The organism is Candidatus Aminicenantes bacterium, from assembly GCA_026393855.1.
Classification (GTDB): domain Bacteria; phylum Acidobacteriota; class Aminicenantia; order Aminicenantales; family UBA4085; genus UBA4085.
Genome location: JAPKZJ010000007.1, coordinates 87,763 through 104,813 on the forward strand (window position 1 = coordinate 87,763; position 17,051 = coordinate 104,813).

At 64.2% G+C, this 17,051-nt stretch carries 15 protein-coding genes; 3 read left to right on the top strand and 12 right to left on the bottom strand.

What is annotated here, in order from left to right; all coding sequences use genetic code 11:
* Window positions 1–60: 60 nt before the first annotated feature.
* Complete coding sequence (locus NTZ26_00630; protein ID MCX6558992.1) at window positions 61–957, top strand: alpha/beta hydrolase-fold protein; 897 nt, start codon at window positions 61–63, stop codon at window positions 955–957.
* 41 nt (window positions 958–998) lie between these two features.
* On the opposite strand, the gene NTZ26_00635 is transcribed toward NTZ26_00630, so the two are convergent.
* Complete coding sequence (locus tag NTZ26_00635) at window positions 999–3,119, bottom strand: prolyl oligopeptidase family serine peptidase (GenBank protein MCX6558993.1); 2,121 nt, start codon at window positions 3,117–3,119, stop codon at window positions 999–1,001.
* A gap of 121 nt (window positions 3,120–3,240) precedes the next feature.
* Here NTZ26_00635 and NTZ26_00640 point away from each other — a divergent pair, with 121 nt between their 5' ends.
* Window positions 3,241–3,600 (top strand): hypothetical protein, encoded by a 360-nt coding sequence (locus NTZ26_00640; protein MCX6558994.1) that lies wholly within the window; start codon window positions 3,241–3,243, stop codon window positions 3,598–3,600.
* 380 nt (window positions 3,601–3,980) lie between these two features.
* Window positions 3,981–5,114 carry a hypothetical protein gene (locus tag NTZ26_00645; GenBank protein MCX6558995.1) on the top strand — a complete coding sequence of 378 codons (1,134 nt, stop codon included), beginning with the start codon at window positions 3,981–3,983 and terminating at the stop codon, window positions 5,112–5,114.
* 12 nt (window positions 5,115–5,126) lie between these two features.
* Here NTZ26_00645 and NTZ26_00650 read toward each other — a convergent pair whose 3' ends face one another.
* The 11 genes from NTZ26_00650 to NTZ26_00700 all read right to left on the bottom strand — a co-directional run bounded on the left by NTZ26_00650 (window position 5,127) and on the right by NTZ26_00700 (window position 16,804).
* Complete coding sequence (locus NTZ26_00650) at window positions 5,127–6,449, bottom strand: class II aldolase/adducin family protein (GenBank protein ID MCX6558996.1); 1,323 nt, start codon at window positions 6,447–6,449, stop codon at window positions 5,127–5,129.
* The gene (locus tag NTZ26_00655) at window positions 6,446–8,308 is read right to left on the bottom strand and encodes an aldehyde ferredoxin oxidoreductase family protein (protein ID MCX6558997.1); all 1,863 of its coding nucleotides are present in this window, start codon (window positions 8,306–8,308) and stop codon (window positions 6,446–6,448) included. The genes NTZ26_00650 and NTZ26_00655 overlap by 4 nt, the downstream gene beginning before the upstream one ends.
* Before the next feature lie 70 nt (window positions 8,309–8,378).
* Complete coding sequence (locus NTZ26_00660) at window positions 8,379–8,654, bottom strand: MoaD/ThiS family protein (protein MCX6558998.1); 276 nt, start codon at window positions 8,652–8,654, stop codon at window positions 8,379–8,381.
* Window positions 8,638–9,168 (bottom strand): hypothetical protein, encoded by a 531-nt coding sequence (locus NTZ26_00665; protein ID MCX6558999.1) that lies wholly within the window; start codon window positions 9,166–9,168, stop codon window positions 8,638–8,640. The genes NTZ26_00660 and NTZ26_00665 overlap by 17 nt, the downstream gene beginning before the upstream one ends.
* A 105-nt stretch (window positions 9,169–9,273) precedes the next feature.
* The gene (locus tag NTZ26_00670) at window positions 9,274–11,421 is read right to left on the bottom strand and encodes a cohesin domain-containing protein (protein MCX6559000.1); all 2,148 of its coding nucleotides are present in this window, start codon (window positions 11,419–11,421) and stop codon (window positions 9,274–9,276) included.
* Window positions 11,418–11,939, bottom strand: a complete 522-nt coding sequence (locus NTZ26_00675; GenBank protein MCX6559001.1) for a hypothetical protein — start codon at window positions 11,937–11,939, stop codon at window positions 11,418–11,420. The genes NTZ26_00670 and NTZ26_00675 overlap by 4 nt, the downstream gene beginning before the upstream one ends.
* Window positions 11,929–12,489 carry a hypothetical protein gene (locus NTZ26_00680; protein MCX6559002.1) on the bottom strand — a complete coding sequence of 187 codons (561 nt, stop codon included), beginning with the start codon at window positions 12,487–12,489 and terminating at the stop codon, window positions 11,929–11,931. Before NTZ26_00680 ends, NTZ26_00675 begins: the two co-directional genes overlap by 11 nt.
* Window positions 12,473–13,036: a hypothetical protein gene (locus NTZ26_00685; GenBank protein ID MCX6559003.1), complete on the bottom strand. Its 564-nt coding sequence runs from the start codon at window positions 13,034–13,036 to the stop codon at window positions 12,473–12,475. The genes NTZ26_00680 and NTZ26_00685 overlap by 17 nt, the downstream gene beginning before the upstream one ends.
* Complete coding sequence (locus tag NTZ26_00690) at window positions 13,033–13,983, bottom strand: hypothetical protein (protein ID MCX6559004.1); 951 nt, start codon at window positions 13,981–13,983, stop codon at window positions 13,033–13,035. The genes NTZ26_00685 and NTZ26_00690 overlap by 4 nt, the downstream gene beginning before the upstream one ends.
* A 3-nt stretch (window positions 13,984–13,986) precedes the next feature.
* On the bottom strand, window positions 13,987–15,597 hold the full coding sequence (locus tag NTZ26_00695) for a GspE/PulE family protein (protein ID MCX6559005.1): 1,611 nt from the start codon (window positions 15,595–15,597) through the stop codon (window positions 13,987–13,989).
* A gap of 1 nt (window position 15,598) precedes the next feature.
* Window positions 15,599–16,804, bottom strand: coding sequence for a type II secretion system F family protein (locus NTZ26_00700; protein MCX6559006.1), 1,206 nt, complete (start codon window positions 16,802–16,804; stop codon window positions 15,599–15,601).
* Window positions 16,805–17,051: the final 247 nt, after the last annotated feature.

Consider the following 17,051-nt stretch of genomic DNA (forward strand, 5'->3'; position numbering starts at 1 on the left):
AATCATCTTATTGATTTCGTCGGGGAGGCACAATACCCTAAGGAGCAGGAGGCGAAGCCAATGAAAAGAATCCCCATCATCCTCATGATTGGTCTTGTCGTCGCAGCCGGCTTGACTGTCCCCGCGGCCGCCGGCCAAGTCGTCGCCCAGGGCCAGGTCCTGGAGGGGCTGAAGCTCCAGAGTCCCACCCTCGGCCGCGAGGTGAAATTCGCTGTCTACCTGCCGCCGGACTATGCGGCCTCGACCCGGCGCTATCCCGTCGTCTATCTTCTGCACGGCTATTCGGATGACGAGTCCGGCTGGATCCAGTTCGGCGAGATCAACCAGGCCGCCGATAGGGCCATCGCCGAGCGCGAGATCCCGCCGATGATCATCGTCATGCCCGACGGCGGAGTGGCCTGGTACATGAACGACTATCAGGGCAAGGTCCGCTGGGAGGACATGTTCGTCAACGAATTCATCCCCCTCATCGACAAGACCTATCGCACCCGCGCGGCCCGCGAGTTCCGCGGCATATCGGGCCTGTCCATGGGCGGCTGGGGTTCGCTGACCTTGTCCATGCGCCACCCCGACCTGTTCGCCGCCTGTGCCGCGTTCAGCGCCGCCGTCTGGGCCGAGGAAGACGCGGCGGTGATGGAGGCGCCGAACTACGACCGGATGTTCGCCTCATTGTTCGGCCCTCGAACGGACGGCAAGGCCACGGATCACTTCAGGGCGTACAACCCCATCAACCTGGCCCAGGCCAAGCCCGAAGCCGAGCTCAAGAAAGTGCGCTATTACATCGACTGCGGCGACGACGATTTCCTAATCAAGGGCAATTGCCTGTTGCACATGACGCTGTCGGAGCGCAAGATCCCGCACGAGTTCCGGGTCCGCGACGGCGCCCACACCTGGTCCTATTGGCGGACGGGAATCGTCGACGGCCTTAAATTCATCGGCCAGAGCTTCCATCGCTGAAACAAATAGGGGGACGGGCTTTAGCAGTCCCCCTATTCTTTTCAGTTGTACTTCGGCTGGGCCCCCACATTAAATAGGAAGAAGGCGTACTCGTCGGCCGTCGACTCGATGGCCTTGGTCACGTTGCTCGAACCGTGGCCCGAGCGCGTCTCGATTCGAATGAGAACGGGGTTCGGCCCCTTGTGCCTCTCCTGCAGGGTGGCGATGAACTTGAAGGAGTGGGCGGGCACCACCCGGTCGTCGTGGTCGGCCGTCGTCACCAGAGTGGCCGGATAGGCGGTGCCGGCCTTGATGTTGTGGAGGGGGGAATAGGCGTAAAGCCACTTGAAGTCGGCCTCGTTGTCGCTCGAGCCGTATTCGACCACCCAGCCCCAGCCGACGGTGAACTTATGGAAACGGAGCATATCCATGACCCCGACCGCAGGCAGGGCCACCTTGAACAGGTCGGGCCGCTGGGTCATGACCGCGCCCACCAGCAGGCCGCCGTTGGACCCGCCCTCGATCCCCAGCTTGTTCTTGGCCGTGTACTTCTCGGCAATCAGGTACTCGGCCGCGGCGATGAAGTCGTCGAAGACATTCTGCTTCTTGCCCAGCATCCCGGCCTTGTGCCAGGTCTCGCCGTACTCGCCGCCGCCGCGCAGGTTGGGCTCGGCAAAGACGACCCCCTGCTCCAAAAGGGCGATGAGCAGGGGGCTGAAATACGGCTGGCTGCTGATGTTGAAGCCGCCGTAAGCCGTCAGGAAGCAGGGATTCGTCCCGTCCAGGGCCAGGCCCTTCTTATGGACGATGAACATCGGCACCTTGGTCCCGTCCTTGCTGACGTAAAAGATCTGCTTGGTCTCGTAGCCCTGGGGATCGAACCTGACCTCAGGCTTGCGGAAGACCTCGGACGTGCCGCCGGCGATATCGTACTTGAAGATCGTGGGCGGATAGGTGAACGAAGTGAACGTGTAGAAGATCGTCTTGTCATCGCGCCAGCCGCCGAACCCGCCGGCCGTGCCGAGGGCCGGCAGCACGATTTCCCGGACCATCTTGCCGTCCAGGCCGTGTTGATATATTTTCGTGTTGGCGTCCTTGAGGTAGTTGCAGAAGAGCTGGCCTCCGGCCGTCCCGGCGCCGGCCAGAACTTCGGGCTTTTCGGGAATGACAACCGCCCAGTTCTTTTTATCGGGCTTGCGGGGGTCGATCAGAATGACCTTGCCGTTGGGCGCCTCGAGATTGGTCTGGACCAGGAACTTGTCGCCGACATTGTCGATGACGCCGCTGTCGTGGTCGAAGCCCTTCATCAACAGCTCGAACGAGGAGCCCCGCTTGGCCAGGTCGCGCCAGTAGAGCTCAGTCCCGGATGTGCCCTCGCTGACGGTTAGAAAAGCATATTTCTCGTCCTCACTGACGCCGACGCCGAAGTAGCGCAGGGGGTGCTCTTTATCCTCGTAGACAAGCGCGTCATTGGCCTGCGGGTCACCGAGCTTGTGATAGAAGATCTTCTGGAACTCGTTCTTGGCCGTCAGCTCCTTGCCCGCCTCGGGTTTTTCATAGCCGCTGTAGAAGAAGCCGTCCTTCCACCAGGCCGCGCCGGAGAACTTGACCCACTTGATCTGGTCGGCCAGCTCTTTCTTGCCGGCGATGTCCATGACCCGGATCTCGGACCAATCCGAGCCGGCCTCGCCGCGGGAGATGGCCATGTACTTCTTGTCGCCGGAGGGCCCAATCAGGCCCACCCGGATCGTTCCGTCGGGCGAGAGCGCGTTGGGGTCGATGAAGACCTCGGGGGCGCCGTCCAGGCCTTTTTGCACGTAGACGACGGACTGGTTCTGCAAGCCGTCGTTCTTGCCGAAGAAATAGTATTCGCCCACGCGGAAGGGCGAAGAGTAGCGGGGATAGTTGAAGATATCGGTCAACCGCTTCTTCAGCGCCTCGCGGAAGGGGATCTTGGCCAGGTAGCCGAAGGTGACGTCGTTTTGGGCCTTGACCCAGGCCGCCGTCTCGGTCGACTTGTCGTCCTCCAGCCAGCGGTAGGGGTCGGCCACCTGGGTGCCGAAATAGTCGTCGACCTGCTCCGCCTTGACGGTTACGGGGTATTTCATGGTTGCAGCCTTTTTGCAGACGGGGATGACGATCAGGGCCAGAATGGCCAGGACGAGAAGGGATTTTTTACCCATGCGGTTCCTCCTGCGGAGACTCGAAAAGAAATTTGTATCATAGCGGCGGGGAGGGGTCAAACACGCCTCCGGCCGCCCGACTCGGATATAATAGGCGGCGAACGGTCATCAGGAGAAGGCCATGAAATTCGCCGGGATATTCGCCCTCGTCGTGGGGATGCTGATGATCGGGCAATGGGCCGCCAACCTGGCCACGAACGGGATTCCCGAGCTGGCCACGGCGCCTTTATCGATCGGGTTCCATCTTGCGGCCGAAATCCTGACGGCGCTGGCTCTCGTCCTGAGCGGCCTGGCGATTCTCAAAAAGCTCTCTTGGGGCCGATCTCTCTTCCTTGTCGCCGGCGGCATGGCCCTCTATTCGATCATCAACAGCCCCGGCTATTTCGCCCAGAAAAGCCAATGGCCGATGGTCGCGCTGTTCGGGGGATTGTTCTTCGCCGCGGTCTTCGCCCTGATGGCAGCCGCGTTCGATCACGACTAGTCTCGATGCGAATCAAGCGCTAAATTTCGTTCATCTCCCATCTCCAGGAAACGAGCGCGGTTCGGGGTGTTGGCCGACGGCGAAATCGCGAGGGCGGCGCCTTTTTCCACAACTCTCCGAGGGAAGCCAGCGGCCGCCGAGGGCTGTTTGAGCACGCGACATTCTAACGGAATCGAATCGGAGTGGGTGGTCTTCAAGACCGGATGATCTTGAATGCGCAGTTCCGAGGCGCCGAGGAGAGTGGTGGGAAAAGGCGAGTAGAGCCCGAAGCCGCCGGGCCAACACCCGGACCGCGTTTCCCGGAGATGGGAGAAGAACCTGAATTTTCTTGCTTGTTCCGGCCGGCCCTCGGGCCTAGAATAATGAAGAAGGGGGACCGTATGAACAAGCGCTCATTTTTTCTCCCGATTCTTCTTCTCCTCCTCCTGGCGAACTGCGCCGGCCCCAAGAGCCTCGTCCAAAGAACGACGGAAAACGGCGTCGAAGTCGTCCTCAACCACTTGTCGCCTTACCCGGCCGGCAGGGTCCGAGGGATGACTCTGGAGCGCCTATTCTCCATCGATACAGAGAGCGCCGAAATAAGGGATGCAGGCCTCCCCGACATCTTCGGCTTCGACGTCGATTCCCAAGGCCGAATCTTCGTCCTGCGGACGGAGAAGGGTGAGGGCCCTTTCTTTTTTCTCTTCGACGACCAAGGCCGCTTCCTCAAATCATTCGGCCGCAAGGGGCAGGGGCCGGGGGAGCTTCAATTCCCTCGTTTTCTGGCCCTGGACGACTTGGACCGGGTCCTCATTCATGACAACGGGAGCCTCAGCCGGTTCGACAAGGACGGGAATTTTCTCGCGGCTGAAGCGCTCGTCGATCCCGGCCCGGTCCAGTGCGGCCCGGGCGGCGATCTTCTGCTTAAAAGCACGTCGATGAATCCCGAGGGCGAAAAAGTGATCTTATCTTCCACCATTATGAGGCTGGGCGCCGATAACCGGGCGCAGGAGGCTCTTGATTCGTATAGGATCGCCATCAAGCCGGACGAAATCAATCCCATCGAGCCGTCGTTCTGGGCCGCGGCGTCGCGGGAGCGGACCTTCGTCGCCAACGAAAGCCGCGGCTACGAAATCCGAGTTTACGACCGGAATGGCTCGCTCGTCCGAATCATCCGGAAGGACTATCAACCGGTCCCGGTCAGTGAGGCGTACCGGGAGAAAACCATCAAGTTATTTGGGCCGAGGTTCAAAGACAGACTCAATTTCCCGAAAAACCACGCCCCGTTCCAATCCCTGACCGCCGACAAGAACGGGCGGCTTCTGGTGGCCACCTTCGAACCCGGCGACAAGCCTGGGGAATTTCTCTATGACATCTTCGATGAGGACGGCGTCTTCGTGGCGCGGAAAAGCCTGAACGCGGTCATTTGGGAAGGATCCCTATGGGCTCGCATGAAGGCCGATAAATTCTATTGTCTGCAGGAAAAAGAAGACGGCTTCAAAGAGATCGTCGCCTATCGGCTGAAGTGGGAGTAAGGCCCCTCCCCCTCACCACTTCTTGGCCTTCTTCGGCTCCATCGCCCGCAGGTCGAGCCCCCGTTCGTAAGCGCCGATCCGGTAGAGGCAGATCTCGCGCACGGACGAAGGATGGTGGAGGACTTCGCTCAACGACTGCTGGCCGACCGCCCAGACCCCGCCGCCGCGCACGACCGCAACCTTGTAATCGAAGAGCTTGCGGATGAGCGTCTCCTCGTCGACGTCGGCCGGGAGAACCGGGATGACCAGGTAGAGAAAGCTCCCCTCCGCGTCCACGGGGACGATGCGATCGGAAACTTCGGTGTCGCCGGGATACTTGAAGTAGGAGTGGGCCTCGGCTTCCGGCAGCCAGCAATGCATGACGGTCTGGAAGTCCGTCTCGGCGTAGATCGTCTTGTGCAGGCGAAGAATGGCCGAGTCCCCCGCGTCGGCCCGTAGCGGGAGCTTGCGCAACGGCCCGCCCACTTCACGCGGCATGGAGGCCATGGGCGCGTAGAGCATATCCCCCACCCCCCGCACCGACATCGTGCCGGTGTGGAAAGGCGACAGCCGCGACTCGTAGATGCGGGCCCCAGCCTTGCGGAACTCGACCCGGATTTCGCTCTCTTCTGGAAAATCGCAGCCTTCCGCGTCGTCCAGGTCGTAGTCGTCGGGCGGGATGGCGAAGAAGGCAGCGGGTTCGGCCTTGATGCGGGCCCGCAGGGCCTCGACGTCCACCCCGAGCTTGCGGGCGCCCCGGACGACCTGGCCGGCATTATTGGCGACGCAGAGCAGGAAGAAGGCCTCAGTCAGGGTTCGGGCCCGGACGAAGGTGCCGTGGCCTTGGATCGTCGTGGCCGGATGGTCGTGCAGCCGTTCGGGGATGCGGGCGGCCATTTCGGGCGAGCCGCTGGGCACGGCGAACCAATCGACGTGGACGTGGTCGCCCAGGAACTTCCAGCCCAGCGGGTCGATGGGGACGAAATCGGGCGGCTGGGCGGGCTTGGGCGCGTCGTCCATGGTGGCGATCGTGATCTCCTTGGTGTGGGCGTGCATCGAAGCGCCGACGCCGGGGATGCTCAGGATCTTCTGATGAATGTCGGTTTCGGAGGAGGCCTTGTAGTATCCGTAGTCGGTCTCGGTCGCCGACAGATAGCAAATCTGGCTGGCGTCGAGGTCGCCTTTTTGGGATCCGGTGGCGGTGATCAGGATCTGATCGCGGCCGTTCTCGTCCTTGATCTTGACGGCCATGTTGCCGCTGTGGCTGTCCTGGATGTCGTACAAGAGGCAGGCCCGGCCCAGCGACCGGAACATCTCCAGAGTCGCATCGCTCGTCTTCCAGGCACGGCGGGTCATGCTGTCCTCCCGGCCCGGGGGGCGATATCCAGCTCGTCCCGTAAGGCCTGCGTGGGCCGCCCGTCGAAGTCCCAGCCCCGGACGGCGTAGTAGTCGCGCCGCATACGTTCCTGCGCTTCCTCGGTCACGGCCCGCGGCTCACCCGCCACCGGGATCGACGACTCGGCGAAGCGCGGGGGCAGGGCGTCGTCGGCCGCAGTCGCACCGGCCTCGACGTTGAACATCCGCTCCAGGGCGGCCACCCGGTTCTCGATCCGCTCCAGCTTGGCCACGGAGAAGTCCATCCCCGTCGTTCCGCTCAGCATCCGGGCCCAGGGATCGCTGCCGAAGGCGTAGCCGGTGAAACGGCAGATGCCCAGGCTGTCCTGGAGGATGCCGTGGTTCTGCATGTTGCGGATGGCGATGGGCGATTGCAGCAGGCTGAAGCGCGGGATCTCCTTGGTGCCGCCGAAAAAGGCCAGCGAAACGGCATATCCCCCGCGCAAATGGCAGGCCCCCGAGGGCGAGGTCATGTAGCCGAGGGCCTGGGTCAACGAGGCCCGCGGGTCGTAGGCCGGAATCTCCAGCTTCTTGACGGTCATGGACAGATCGGGGCGCCCGCATGTCTCGCCCAACCGCCAGGATCCTTCGGCCAGGAGGTCGCCGATGCCGCGGCGGTGGGCCGTGGCGATGGCCAGCTTCTCCATGACCGCGGCGTTGCCGAAACGGATGTCCGCCGCCCCATCCAGCCCGCCCGGGAGAAGCCCCTTCTCCGCGAGCTCCATGGCGCAGGCGACCGTGCCGCCGAAGCTGATCGTGTCCAGCCCCAGCTCGTTGCAGCGGTAGTTGGCCGTGGTGATGGCGGCCAAATCGTAAACGTCGCAATCCGGCCCCATCAGGACGACGGTCTCGTATTCCGGGCCTTCGCCTTTCTGGGAGGTGCCGTCGGGCGCGTCGATCCGGGTGTGCCGCTGGCAGCCGATGGGGCAAAGGAAGCAGCCCGCCGCCCGCTCCAGGATGGTTTTGGCGATCGTCTCGCCCGAGACGCGGTCGAGGTCGGCCTCGTCGTGGGTGCAGTCCTGGAAGTTGCGGTGCGGCAGCATGTCGATGACGTTGATCAGCTCGACCAGCCCGGCCGTGCCCAGCTCGCGCATCAGACGCTTGGTCACGGGCGCCTGGCGCAGGAGATAGAAAGCTTGGTCGTAGCCGGATTGGAATTGTTCCTTGTCGTGCATCGGGGCCTTTTCCCGGCCCCGGACGCGGATGGCCTTGAGGTTCTTGCTGCCCCAGACGGCACCGGCGCCGCAGCGCCCGTAGACGCGGTTCTTGTCGTTGCCGACCACGGCGTAGCGGACCAGGTTCTCGCCCGCCGGGCCGATGCCCAACACGCGCGGCCGGTCGCCGGCCTCGAATCCCGCCGTGAGCGCGTCGTTCACGGCGTGGATGTCGCGGCCCCAGAGGTGATGGGCGGGCTCGATCTTGATCCCCTGCGGCGTGATGTCGACCCAGACGGGCGAGGACGCCCGGCCCTTGACGACCAGGGCGTCGTAGCCGGCCGCCTTGAACGTATGGCCCCAGCCGCCGCCCGAATTGGCCGTGCCGATGACCCCGGTCAGGGGCGACTTGAAGACCATGTGGCCGCGGGCGGCCGTGGGGGCGTTGGTGCCGATAAGCGGCGAGGCGGCGATGACGAAGGCGTTGTCGGGCCCCAGCGGATCGCACTGGGGGTCGATGGCGTCATAGAGCAGGCGGGTGGCCAAGCCCCGGCCGCCGAGATAATCGGCGACCGTCTCCGCGGCCAGCGGCCGGACGCGGACATCACCCGTGGTCAGATCGATCTCGGCGATCCGGCCGAAGAATCCAAAATGGGAGGAAGACATGGATAATCCCTTCAAAAAGTAAGGCTTAGGATACAGGAAGTCCCGATGGGACACAAGTCCGGAGCGGGGCTTACCCCCCGCCGAGCAGCGGAAAGATGGAGACGACGTCCCCGTCGCAAAGCGGCGCTTCGGCGAAGCCCGAGGGAGGTACCGGGGCGCCGTTGATCATGATGATCAGGTGGGGCTTGAGGGCCGCGCCGTCGAACAGCGCGGCCCGGCGGGCCGGCGAGTCGCACAGCCGTTCGATCAAGGCGCCGATCGTCGGGGCTTCGGCCGCCGGAAGCTCACGCTCCCGGGCCTCGAACAGCTCCCGGAACGTGGCGAAGAATTTAGCTCGGATGGACATTTGCCTGGATTTCGCGGACAACCTCCGAGACGTTGATCCGATCCTTGACCGAGAAAGTCTTATGCGGTCGGCCGTTGAGGATCCGCCCGAACTCCTCCAGGCAGGCGTCCCGGATGATGAACAGGAAATGGCGGCCTTTTCCGTCCAAGAGGGGCGCCAGAGCGGGCCAATGGCCCTTGCCTTCAAGCTCGAGAGGGCCGAGCTCGTCCACGATCAGCAAAGCCTCGGGCGCACTGGCGCTCAAGATGTCGAGGGCCGCGGCCTGGCCGGCCGGGTCCACTCGAAAGGGCCCGATCGCATCCTCGCCGTCGGACGCCTCCCCCTTGCGGAGGAAAGGATGCCGGTGCAGATTGGCCGCATTGATGAGGTCGTAGCCGACTAGTTCATCGTCTAGGAAGATGCGCTGGCCGAAAAATCCCGCCACCGCTACGCCCTCGGAGCCCAAGTAGGTGAGCAGCCGCCGCAGGAAGGATGTCTTGCCGGAGCCGACCGGTCCAGTCAGGATCAAGATCATAGTCACCCCGCGCGAGAACCCGGAATAAACTCTGCCCCCGCCATTTTATCCTGTCGCGCAACGGGAAGCAATAAACCCGATAGAGCGGCGTTCCAAGCCTCGCGCTTAGCGGACCGTGATCCTGGCGTCGCCGGTCTGGAACTGGATGGGGCCGCCGGCGGCGCTCATGCCCGAGACGCCGGCGACACCGATCGTCGCCAGGCCGGACCCCTTGGCTTCGAACAGCAGGGTGGCCAGCGTTCCGCCGCCCTTGGCCCCTTTGCCGGGCTGGGTGCTGGAAAAGCCGATCGTGCAGACGCCGCCGGGATCGATGTTCTTGAGGAAGGCGGGCGCGGCGCCGAGCTGGCGGCTCAAGCTGCCCTCGGCCACGTCCTTGAGCCCGACGATCCGCGGGTCGAAGGTCACGGTCAGCGACAGGGCGCTGATGTCCTGATCGGACCGGATGTTGACCGCCATCCGGAATTCGCGCCCGACGACACCCTCGAGATTGGCCGGGCTGAGCGAGATGAGGTTGGGCGCGTTTTCGGCCGCCCGGCGCCGCTGCAAGGCCTGCTGCGCGGCGTTCGGGTCCGGGTCGCGGTCGAACAGGCTCCCGTCAAAGACGCCGGCCGGCGCCGCTGCCGAGGCCGTATCGACGTCGACCCAGATCGCCTTAGCATCCTCGGCGCTTCTCGGGATGGTCCGGATGATGTAAGGCGTGATCGTGACGATGACGTCGGTCTGCTCCAGGTTGGTCGACTCCGACCCGAACAGCCGGCCCAGGCCGGGGATATCCTTGAGGCCCGGGATGCCCTTGATCACTTTACGCTCCTCGTCCCGGATCAGGCCGGCGATGAGCTGCGTCTCGCCGTCCTTCAGCCGAACGACGTTCTTGATCTCCCGGTTGTTGATGATCGGGATGTCGGCGTAGCCCGAGCCGCCGAGCGAAGTCACCTTGATCTCGGCGTCCAGGGTCACGTCCTTCTCCTGGTGGACGCGGGGGGTGAAGTTGATCTCGATCCCGACGTCCTGCTGCTGAAAGCTGGTCAACGGCTGGGAGGCGTAGCCGCCGGCCGCGATCGGGGTGTAGGTGGTTTGAGGGATGGGCACCTTTTGGCCGACCTTGTAGGTGATCTTCTCATCCGAGACGCCCCGCAAACGGGGCTGGGCGATGATCTTGGTGTCGGAGTCCGATTCCAGCATTTGGATGTAGGCCGAGGGCAGCGAGAGGGAATAGCTGCCCGCCTGACCCAGGGCCAGGCTCTTGAGGTTGAACCAGCTCGTCGTGTCCGTGCCGGTGCTGGCGGTGGAGCCGCCGTAGCGCAGGCCGGCGATGGCGTCGCCGAAGTCCACGCCCAGCTGGCGCAGCTTGACCCGCGACACCTCCATGATCTCAACGTCGATGATGACCTCGCCCTTGGGCTTGTCCCAGGACCGGATCAGCTTGTCGGCCAGCTCGACCATCTCGGCCGAGCCGCGCACGGTGACGGTGTTGAGGGCTTTGTCGGAGATGACGTTGGGCGCGGCGAACTGGCTCCGCAGCATCTGGGTCATGGCGGCGAAGACGTCCTGGGCCACGATGTTGGAGAGCTGGAAGGTCTTGATGCAGGAGACTTCGAACTGGACCCGCTTGAGGGGCTCGTCCGGAATCACCAGCACGGTCCGCTCGTCGACGATCCGGCTGAAGTTCTTGGTCGCCTGGCAGAGGCTTTTAAGGGCCTGCTCGAACGTCTGGCCGCTCAAGTCGGCGGTATAGGGGACGTCGCGGAAATTGGCGTCGAAGACGATGTTGATCCCGGCCGCCTTGCCCAGGGTCAGGAAGATCGAGCGCAGGCTGGACTCGAGCGGGACCTTGATCTGGAGCGCCTCGTCCTTGGCCCGCAGCTTGATCGGGAACTCGATCTTGGCCGACGGAGCGGGCGCCGCGGCCGGCTCGATCGTTTGCTGCCTGGCCTCCAGGGCGATCTGGGTGTCGCGGGGATTGTAGGAGAGGGCCTTGGCATACGCCGCCGCCGCCTCCTCGCGCCGCCCAGCGGCCACAAGCTTGCGGGCCTCCTGCAGCACGGACAGGCTGGCCGACAGCCGGGCCCGCTCCATGGCCATGCGGTAGGCCGGCTCCTTGGGGTGCTCCAAGGCCGCCTTCTCGTAATAGGCGATGGCCTCGTCGAACCGCTTGCCGAGCTCCGCTTCCGTCCCCAGCTTGTAGTTGGGGCTCAACGAGACGCAGGCCGCGGCGGTCAGGGCCGCCAGCAGGACGAGCGCGAATTTTTTCATTTTTCCACTCCTTCCAGGGCGAAGGTCAGGGTTTTCCCGTCGGGACCCTGGGTCTCGAGCTCGCGGCGGGTGAGGCGAATGATCTTGAGCCCGTTGGCCAGGCTCTCCCCCTCGGCCACCGCCGCAGCGATGCCGTCAAGGAGGATGAGGCCGACGATCCGGTTCCGGGAGGGATTGAAGATGAAGCCGATGAACCGGAGGTTGACGGAGGGGATGGGCGGGGCCTCGGCCGCAGCCGCTTCGGCGGTCGTCGCCGTCCCGGGGAGGACCGCTTTCCCTCCCACCATCCGGCCGGGGAGGTCGGGGGCCTCGAATCTGCCGGGGGAAAAAATGTCCCGCTTCGGGACTGCCGCCGGCTGGGTCCGCGGCTTGAGGTATTCCATCCGGATGAGGGCGGGCGGTACGGCCGCCGGCTTCTCGGTCGGAGCCGGGGCCTGGGCCGGGGCGGAAGCCGCCAGAGCGGACGCCAGGAGCAGGATCGCCGCCAAGGCCGGAGAAAAACGCCTGTCAGTTTTCATTGTATCCCGCCATGGTGACGCGAAGCTCCAGGAAGCCCGGCCGGCTTCCGATATCCAGGAAATCGACCTTCTCGACGCACAGCAGGCGCGGCCGCTTCTCGACCCGATCGAGGAAGCTCTTGAACGCCGCATAAGTCCCGGCGAACTGGAAGGAGGCGTTCATCCGACGGAGGCCGTCTTTGGCGAACTCGGCGTAGCTGAAAGCCAGGTCGCCGACGGATACGCCGGCCTCGTCGAACAGCGACTGCAGGTCGAGGCGGAAGTCGCGGTAGCCGTTGTCGCCGGTGTAGAACCGGGTCGCCTTGAGCTCGGCCAAGTCGCGGGCGGCCCCGCGCCACTGCGTCCATTCGGCTTCGGCCGTCCGCCACTCCCGGCTCAAGGCCCGGGTGGTCCGCTGCACCTCCTCCAGCCGCACGGTCAGGCGGCGGGCGGCAGGGCGTTCCTGGAGGAAGACATAGACGAAGACGGCCGCGAACAGAATGGTCGCCCCCAGCAGGGCGGACAGGATCGTCCGCTCCCGCGGCGTCAGGCGGTCAACGAATTCTTTCATAGGTCAGGGTGATCTCCGAGATGGTTTGGCCGCCGGCCTTCGTCTCGCTTTGAACGAGAGGCGCGCGGCCGACAGTGGAAGCCAGGTTCTGGACGAGCTGAAGCGTGTCGCCCAGGCTGGGCGAGACGACCTTGAAGCGGACCTCGATCTTGCCGTCGACCGAGGAAACCGGGGCCATGGAGGAAATGTAGCTCGAGGCCGGCAAGGCCTGCTCGAGCAGGCTGAAGAACTCGACCCAGCTGAAGCCCTTCATGGTCAGGGCCTGGTTGGCGATGGCCACCTTGTCCTTGAGCAGGGTCTTGAGCCGCCGGGACTCGTTCTCCCGCTCGGCCCGCAGCTGATCCTGCCGGCTCCGGTTCACCTCCAGGCGGTTCGTCTCGGCCGAGGCTTCGGTCTGGATTCTCCGGGCCCGGATAAACGAGCCGAGCCCCAGCCAGCCGGTGAGCAGCGCCAGGAGGAGCAACCCGGCGCCGGCGGCGCGAAAGAAACGGCGATTTCGTTTCGGCCGGGTGGCCAGGTTGACGGCAAGCTTGATGGTTCCATTCATGACAGATGCCCCAGTAACGGCGCGAAAACGATCTTGTCGGTGCCGGACGCGGCCAGCGCCAACGGGCAGGCCACGGGCACGACTTGGGCGGACAGGCGGCGGCGGAGAAACTCCAAAGCTTCGCCTGAGGTGGGGCTGATCAAGCACCGGACATGGACGGTCTCGTCCCGGCGGCCTTCGCGGTCCTCCAGGAAATGGAGGGTGTTCTCGATCTCGGTCGCGGCTTGTTCGAGCCTGGTTTCGGCCGACACGGCCCCCCCGGGCTCGCCCAAAAACGGCTTGAACCGGTAGAGGACGATCTCGGCGCCGGCCAGGGCCAGCAGCCCGATCGACTCTTCTTCGATGTCCGCCACTAGCGCCGTCCGGCCGGGTTCGCCGGGCGTGCAGCCGAGGAGCCCGAGGGAGGGCAGGCTGACGGAGCGCGGCCGCAAGCCGGCCCGCTCGAAGACGCGCTCGTACTCCCCGATGACCTCCGATCGGGCCAGAGTCAGAAAGACCTTGGCCTTGCCCTCGCCGGGGAGGACGTCATAAGCCAGGCGGGCATCCCCCGGGCGGAGGGGCAGGAGCTTATCCAGCCGGTGATTCAGCAGAACCAGCCGCTCGGCCTCCGCGGCCGGAAACTCGTCGAAGGCCAGGACATAGGCCTTGAAGCACGTCTCCGGCGGGAGCAGAAGGATATCCGCGCTGCCCAGACCGAGGCGGCGCGCCGCGTCCTTGACCTTGTCCTCCAGGACGCCGGGGCGGAGGATATTAGGCCGGTCGAAGGACGGCTCCACAACGCCCTCCGGCAGGGCCAAGGCGACATGGCTCGCGACCCGGGCTTCCTTGGCGGCCAGGGAAACGCCCAGCAGGCGGCCGCGGGACACGGCCAAGCCGGCTCGGGGCAGAATCGGCTCCCGGAAGTAGCGGCGCAGCCAAGCCAGCGGGCGGTCGATGAAGGTGAGCATGGCTTAATCCACAAACGTGACTTTGTTGAGGTCGCGCAGGCTGGTGATGCCCTGCAGCACTTTTTCCATCCCGACTTCGCGCAGCGAGATCATGCCCTCGGCCTTGGCCCTCTTGCGCACCTCGGACAGGGGCTTGCGTTCCAGGATCATCTCCCGGATCGGATCGCTCAGGTCGAGGACCTCACCGATCGCGGTCCGGCCTTGGTAGCCGGTCTGGGCGCACTCCGGGCAGCCCTTGGTCTCATAGAACGTCCGGGCGCGATAAGCCGCGGGATCGAGCCCGGACTCCCGGAGCTGTTCATCGGTGTAGTGGACGGCCGTCTTGCAGGCCGGGCAGAGGACCCGGACCAGGCGCTGGGCCAGAATGCAGTTGAGGGCCGAGATAAAGCTGTAGGTGTCGACCTGCATATGAAGGAAGCGGCCGATGACGTCGATGACGTTGTTGGCATGGACGGTGGTGAAGACGAGGTGGCCGGTCAGGGCCGACTGAATGGCGATCTGGGCCGTCTCGGGGTCGCGGATCTCGCCGACCATGATCTTGTCCGGGTCGTGGCGGAGGATCGAGCGCAGACCGCGGGCAAAGGTCAGGCCCTTCTTCTCGTTGACCGGGACCTGGGTGATGCCGTCGATCTGGTACTCGACCGGGTCCTCGATGGTCACGATCTTGTCCTCGGGCGAGCGGATCTCGGTCAGCGCCGCGTACAAGGTTGTCGTCTTGCCGCTGCCGGTCGGCCCCGTGACCAGGACCATGCCGTACGGCTGAGTGATGTAGCGGCGAAACCGCTTCAGCACTCCCTCCGAGAACCCCAGCAGGTCGAGCTTGAGCTCGGAGATGGCCTGGGTGATCATCTCCTTGTCCAGGATCCGGATGACCGCATCCTCGCCGTAGATCGAGGGCATGATCGAGACCCGGAAGTCGATCGTCTTGTCCTTGATCCGCAGGCGGAAGCGGCCGTCCTGCGGCACCCGCCGCTCGGAGATGTCCAGGTCGGACATGACCTTGATGCGGGAGATGATGGGCGCCTGAAAACGCTTGTCGATGGGCTCCATGACCTCGCCGAGGACGCCGTCGACCCGGTACTTGACCAGGACCCGCTCGTCGCGCGATTCGATGTGGATGTCGGAGGCCCGCTTCTGGACGGCGGTGAAAATGATGGTGTTGACCAGCTTCATGATCGAGCCGTCCTGGCCGGACAGGCTCTCGATCGAGATGGCCTCCTCTTCGTCCCCACCGTCCCGCTCGACGACTTTCATGATGAAGCCCTCGGTCGAGTCGCGCAGGACCTGGAGCACGGTCTCGCTCTTGCGCAGAGCTTCCTGGATGGCCCGCCGGGAGGCGGCCGCAACCACAACCTTCTTGCCCAAGAAAGACTCGATGGCGTCGATGGCGGCGATATCCGAAGGGTCGGCGATGGCGATGCGGACCGTCGTCGCGTCGGCGGCCAGGGGGATGAAGTTGGCCCGGTAGAGGAAGTCCGGCGGGAAGCCCCGGATCAGCTCGCGGTCCAGGGGCGAGGCGGTCAGATCGATATAGGGAACGTGATAGCGTTCGGCCAGAGCGCGGGATTCGCGCTCCTCGTGGGTGACGGCTTTAACGGAATCGGGGGGGTTCATGTCAGCGCACCACGCGGATGATATTGAAGATCGGGAGGTACACGGCCATGAGCATTCCGGCCAGAAGGACTCCCATAAAAACGATGATGACCGGCTCGATCAGCCCGACGAAGGTGTCGATTCGCGTTTGGATGCGTTCGTCGAAGACGTCGGAGGCTTCTCTTAACATGCCGCCCAGGTTGGCCGAGGTCTCGCCGATGCGGACCATGTCCAGGGCCAGCTGGGGAAAGAACCCCGCCTCGATCATACCTTGGGACAGGCTCTCGCCGTTGCGGATGCGGTCGGGGATGCCGGCTGCCCGCGAAGCCAGGTACTTGTTTGGGATGGCTTGAATGGCCAGGGGCAGGCTGCTCAGCACGGGGATCCCGGCCTGCAGCAGCAGGCTCAGCGTCCGGCTGAAGGCGGAAACGCCCGACTCGACCCAGATGAGCTTACCCAAGGGCAGGCGCAGCTTTTGGCGCTCCAGCCAGAGCCGGGTCGATTCGCGGCGGCGGAGCTGAAGGAAGATCAGGACGGCGCCGACCGTCAGCAGGGACCAGATGTACCAGTAAGCCCGGACGAACTTGGCGAAGCCGACCAGGGCCACGGTCAGGAACGGCAGGCGGGCCTCGAAATCGGCATAGAACGAGGCGAAATTGGGTAGGACGAAGTTGAGGATGATGCCCAGCAGGCCGATCGAGAAGACGAGCAGCATGCTCGGATAGATCAAGGCCGCCCGAACCTGGGAGCGGGTTTTGGAGATCGTCCGGGCGTACACGATATACTGGCCGATCGTCTCGGGCAGGTTGCCGCTCGTTTCGCCGGCCATGAGCGAAGCGATATAGATCTTGGAAAACCGTCTTTCAAACGGCGAGAAGGCCTCGCTCAGGGCCTTGCCCTGGCGGATGTCGGCCTCGACCCGGCGCAGGATATCCTGCAGGGAGGCGTTTTTGGTCCGGCCGGAGATGATCTCGACCGCGCGAAGAACGGGATAGCCGGCCCGGACCAGGGCTTGCAGCTCTTGATTGAAGGTGATGAAGTCCCGGTCCCGCAGCTTCCTGTCTCCGCCGAACGAGACGTTGAGCTTGCGCCAGTCCCGCCGGATGGAAAGCACGCAGAAGCCCTCGGACTCGAAGCGGCGGCGGCATTCCGCGGCCGAGCCGGCCAGGACGGAACGGCCGGAGATCTTCCCGTCCTCGGCGGCCAATCGGCACTTGAAATAGGGCATTAAGCTATCAAAAATCCTTTCGCGACAAGGCCCATCTTAGGCCGGGCTCGGCAGTCCTATTAGCCCCAGGCCACTGGGGATAATAGGAGAGGCCATCGCCCGTGTCAACGAAGCATAAGAATACCTCGGGCCCGTCTTCCTTTTATATACTCCGGGGGGGGGCACGGCGTTAACGCCCCTTTTTTTTTAAAATCATCTCCCAACTCCGGGAAATGAACGCGGATAGGAGTATCGGCCAACGGCGAAA

Coding starts and splice junctions, on each gene's coding strand:
- NTZ26_00630 (MCX6558992.1), top strand. CDS start 61: ATGAAAAGAATCCCCATCATCCTCATGATTGGTCTTGTCGTCGCAGCC.
- NTZ26_00635 (MCX6558993.1), bottom strand. CDS start 3,119: ATGGGTAAAAAATCCCTTCTCGTCCTGGCCATTCTGGCCCTGATCGTC.
- NTZ26_00640 (MCX6558994.1), top strand. CDS start 3,241: ATGAAATTCGCCGGGATATTCGCCCTCGTCGTGGGGATGCTGATGATC.
- NTZ26_00645 (MCX6558995.1), top strand. CDS start 3,981: ATGAACAAGCGCTCATTTTTTCTCCCGATTCTTCTTCTCCTCCTCCTG.
- NTZ26_00650 (MCX6558996.1), bottom strand. CDS start 6,449: ATGACCCGCCGTGCCTGGAAGACGAGCGATGCGACTCTGGAGATGTTC.
- NTZ26_00655 (MCX6558997.1), bottom strand. CDS start 8,308: ATGTCTTCCTCCCATTTTGGATTCTTCGGCCGGATCGCCGAGATCGAT.
- NTZ26_00660 (MCX6558998.1), bottom strand. CDS start 8,654: ATGTCCATCCGAGCTAAATTCTTCGCCACGTTCCGGGAGCTGTTCGAG.
- NTZ26_00665 (MCX6558999.1), bottom strand. CDS start 9,168: ATGATCTTGATCCTGACTGGACCGGTCGGCTCCGGCAAGACATCCTTC.
- NTZ26_00670 (MCX6559000.1), bottom strand. CDS start 11,421: ATGAAAAAATTCGCGCTCGTCCTGCTGGCGGCCCTGACCGCCGCGGCC.
- NTZ26_00675 (MCX6559001.1), bottom strand. CDS start 11,939: ATGAAAACTGACAGGCGTTTTTCTCCGGCCTTGGCGGCGATCCTGCTC.
- NTZ26_00680 (MCX6559002.1), bottom strand. CDS start 12,489: ATGAAAGAATTCGTTGACCGCCTGACGCCGCGGGAGCGGACGATCCTG.
- NTZ26_00685 (MCX6559003.1), bottom strand. CDS start 13,036: ATGAATGGAACCATCAAGCTTGCCGTCAACCTGGCCACCCGGCCGAAA.
- NTZ26_00690 (MCX6559004.1), bottom strand. CDS start 13,983: ATGCTCACCTTCATCGACCGCCCGCTGGCTTGGCTGCGCCGCTACTTC.
- NTZ26_00695 (MCX6559005.1), bottom strand. CDS start 15,597: ATGAACCCCCCCGATTCCGTTAAAGCCGTCACCCACGAGGAGCGCGAA.
- NTZ26_00700 (MCX6559006.1), bottom strand. CDS start 16,804: ATGCCCTATTTCAAGTGCCGATTGGCCGCCGAGGACGGGAAGATCTCC.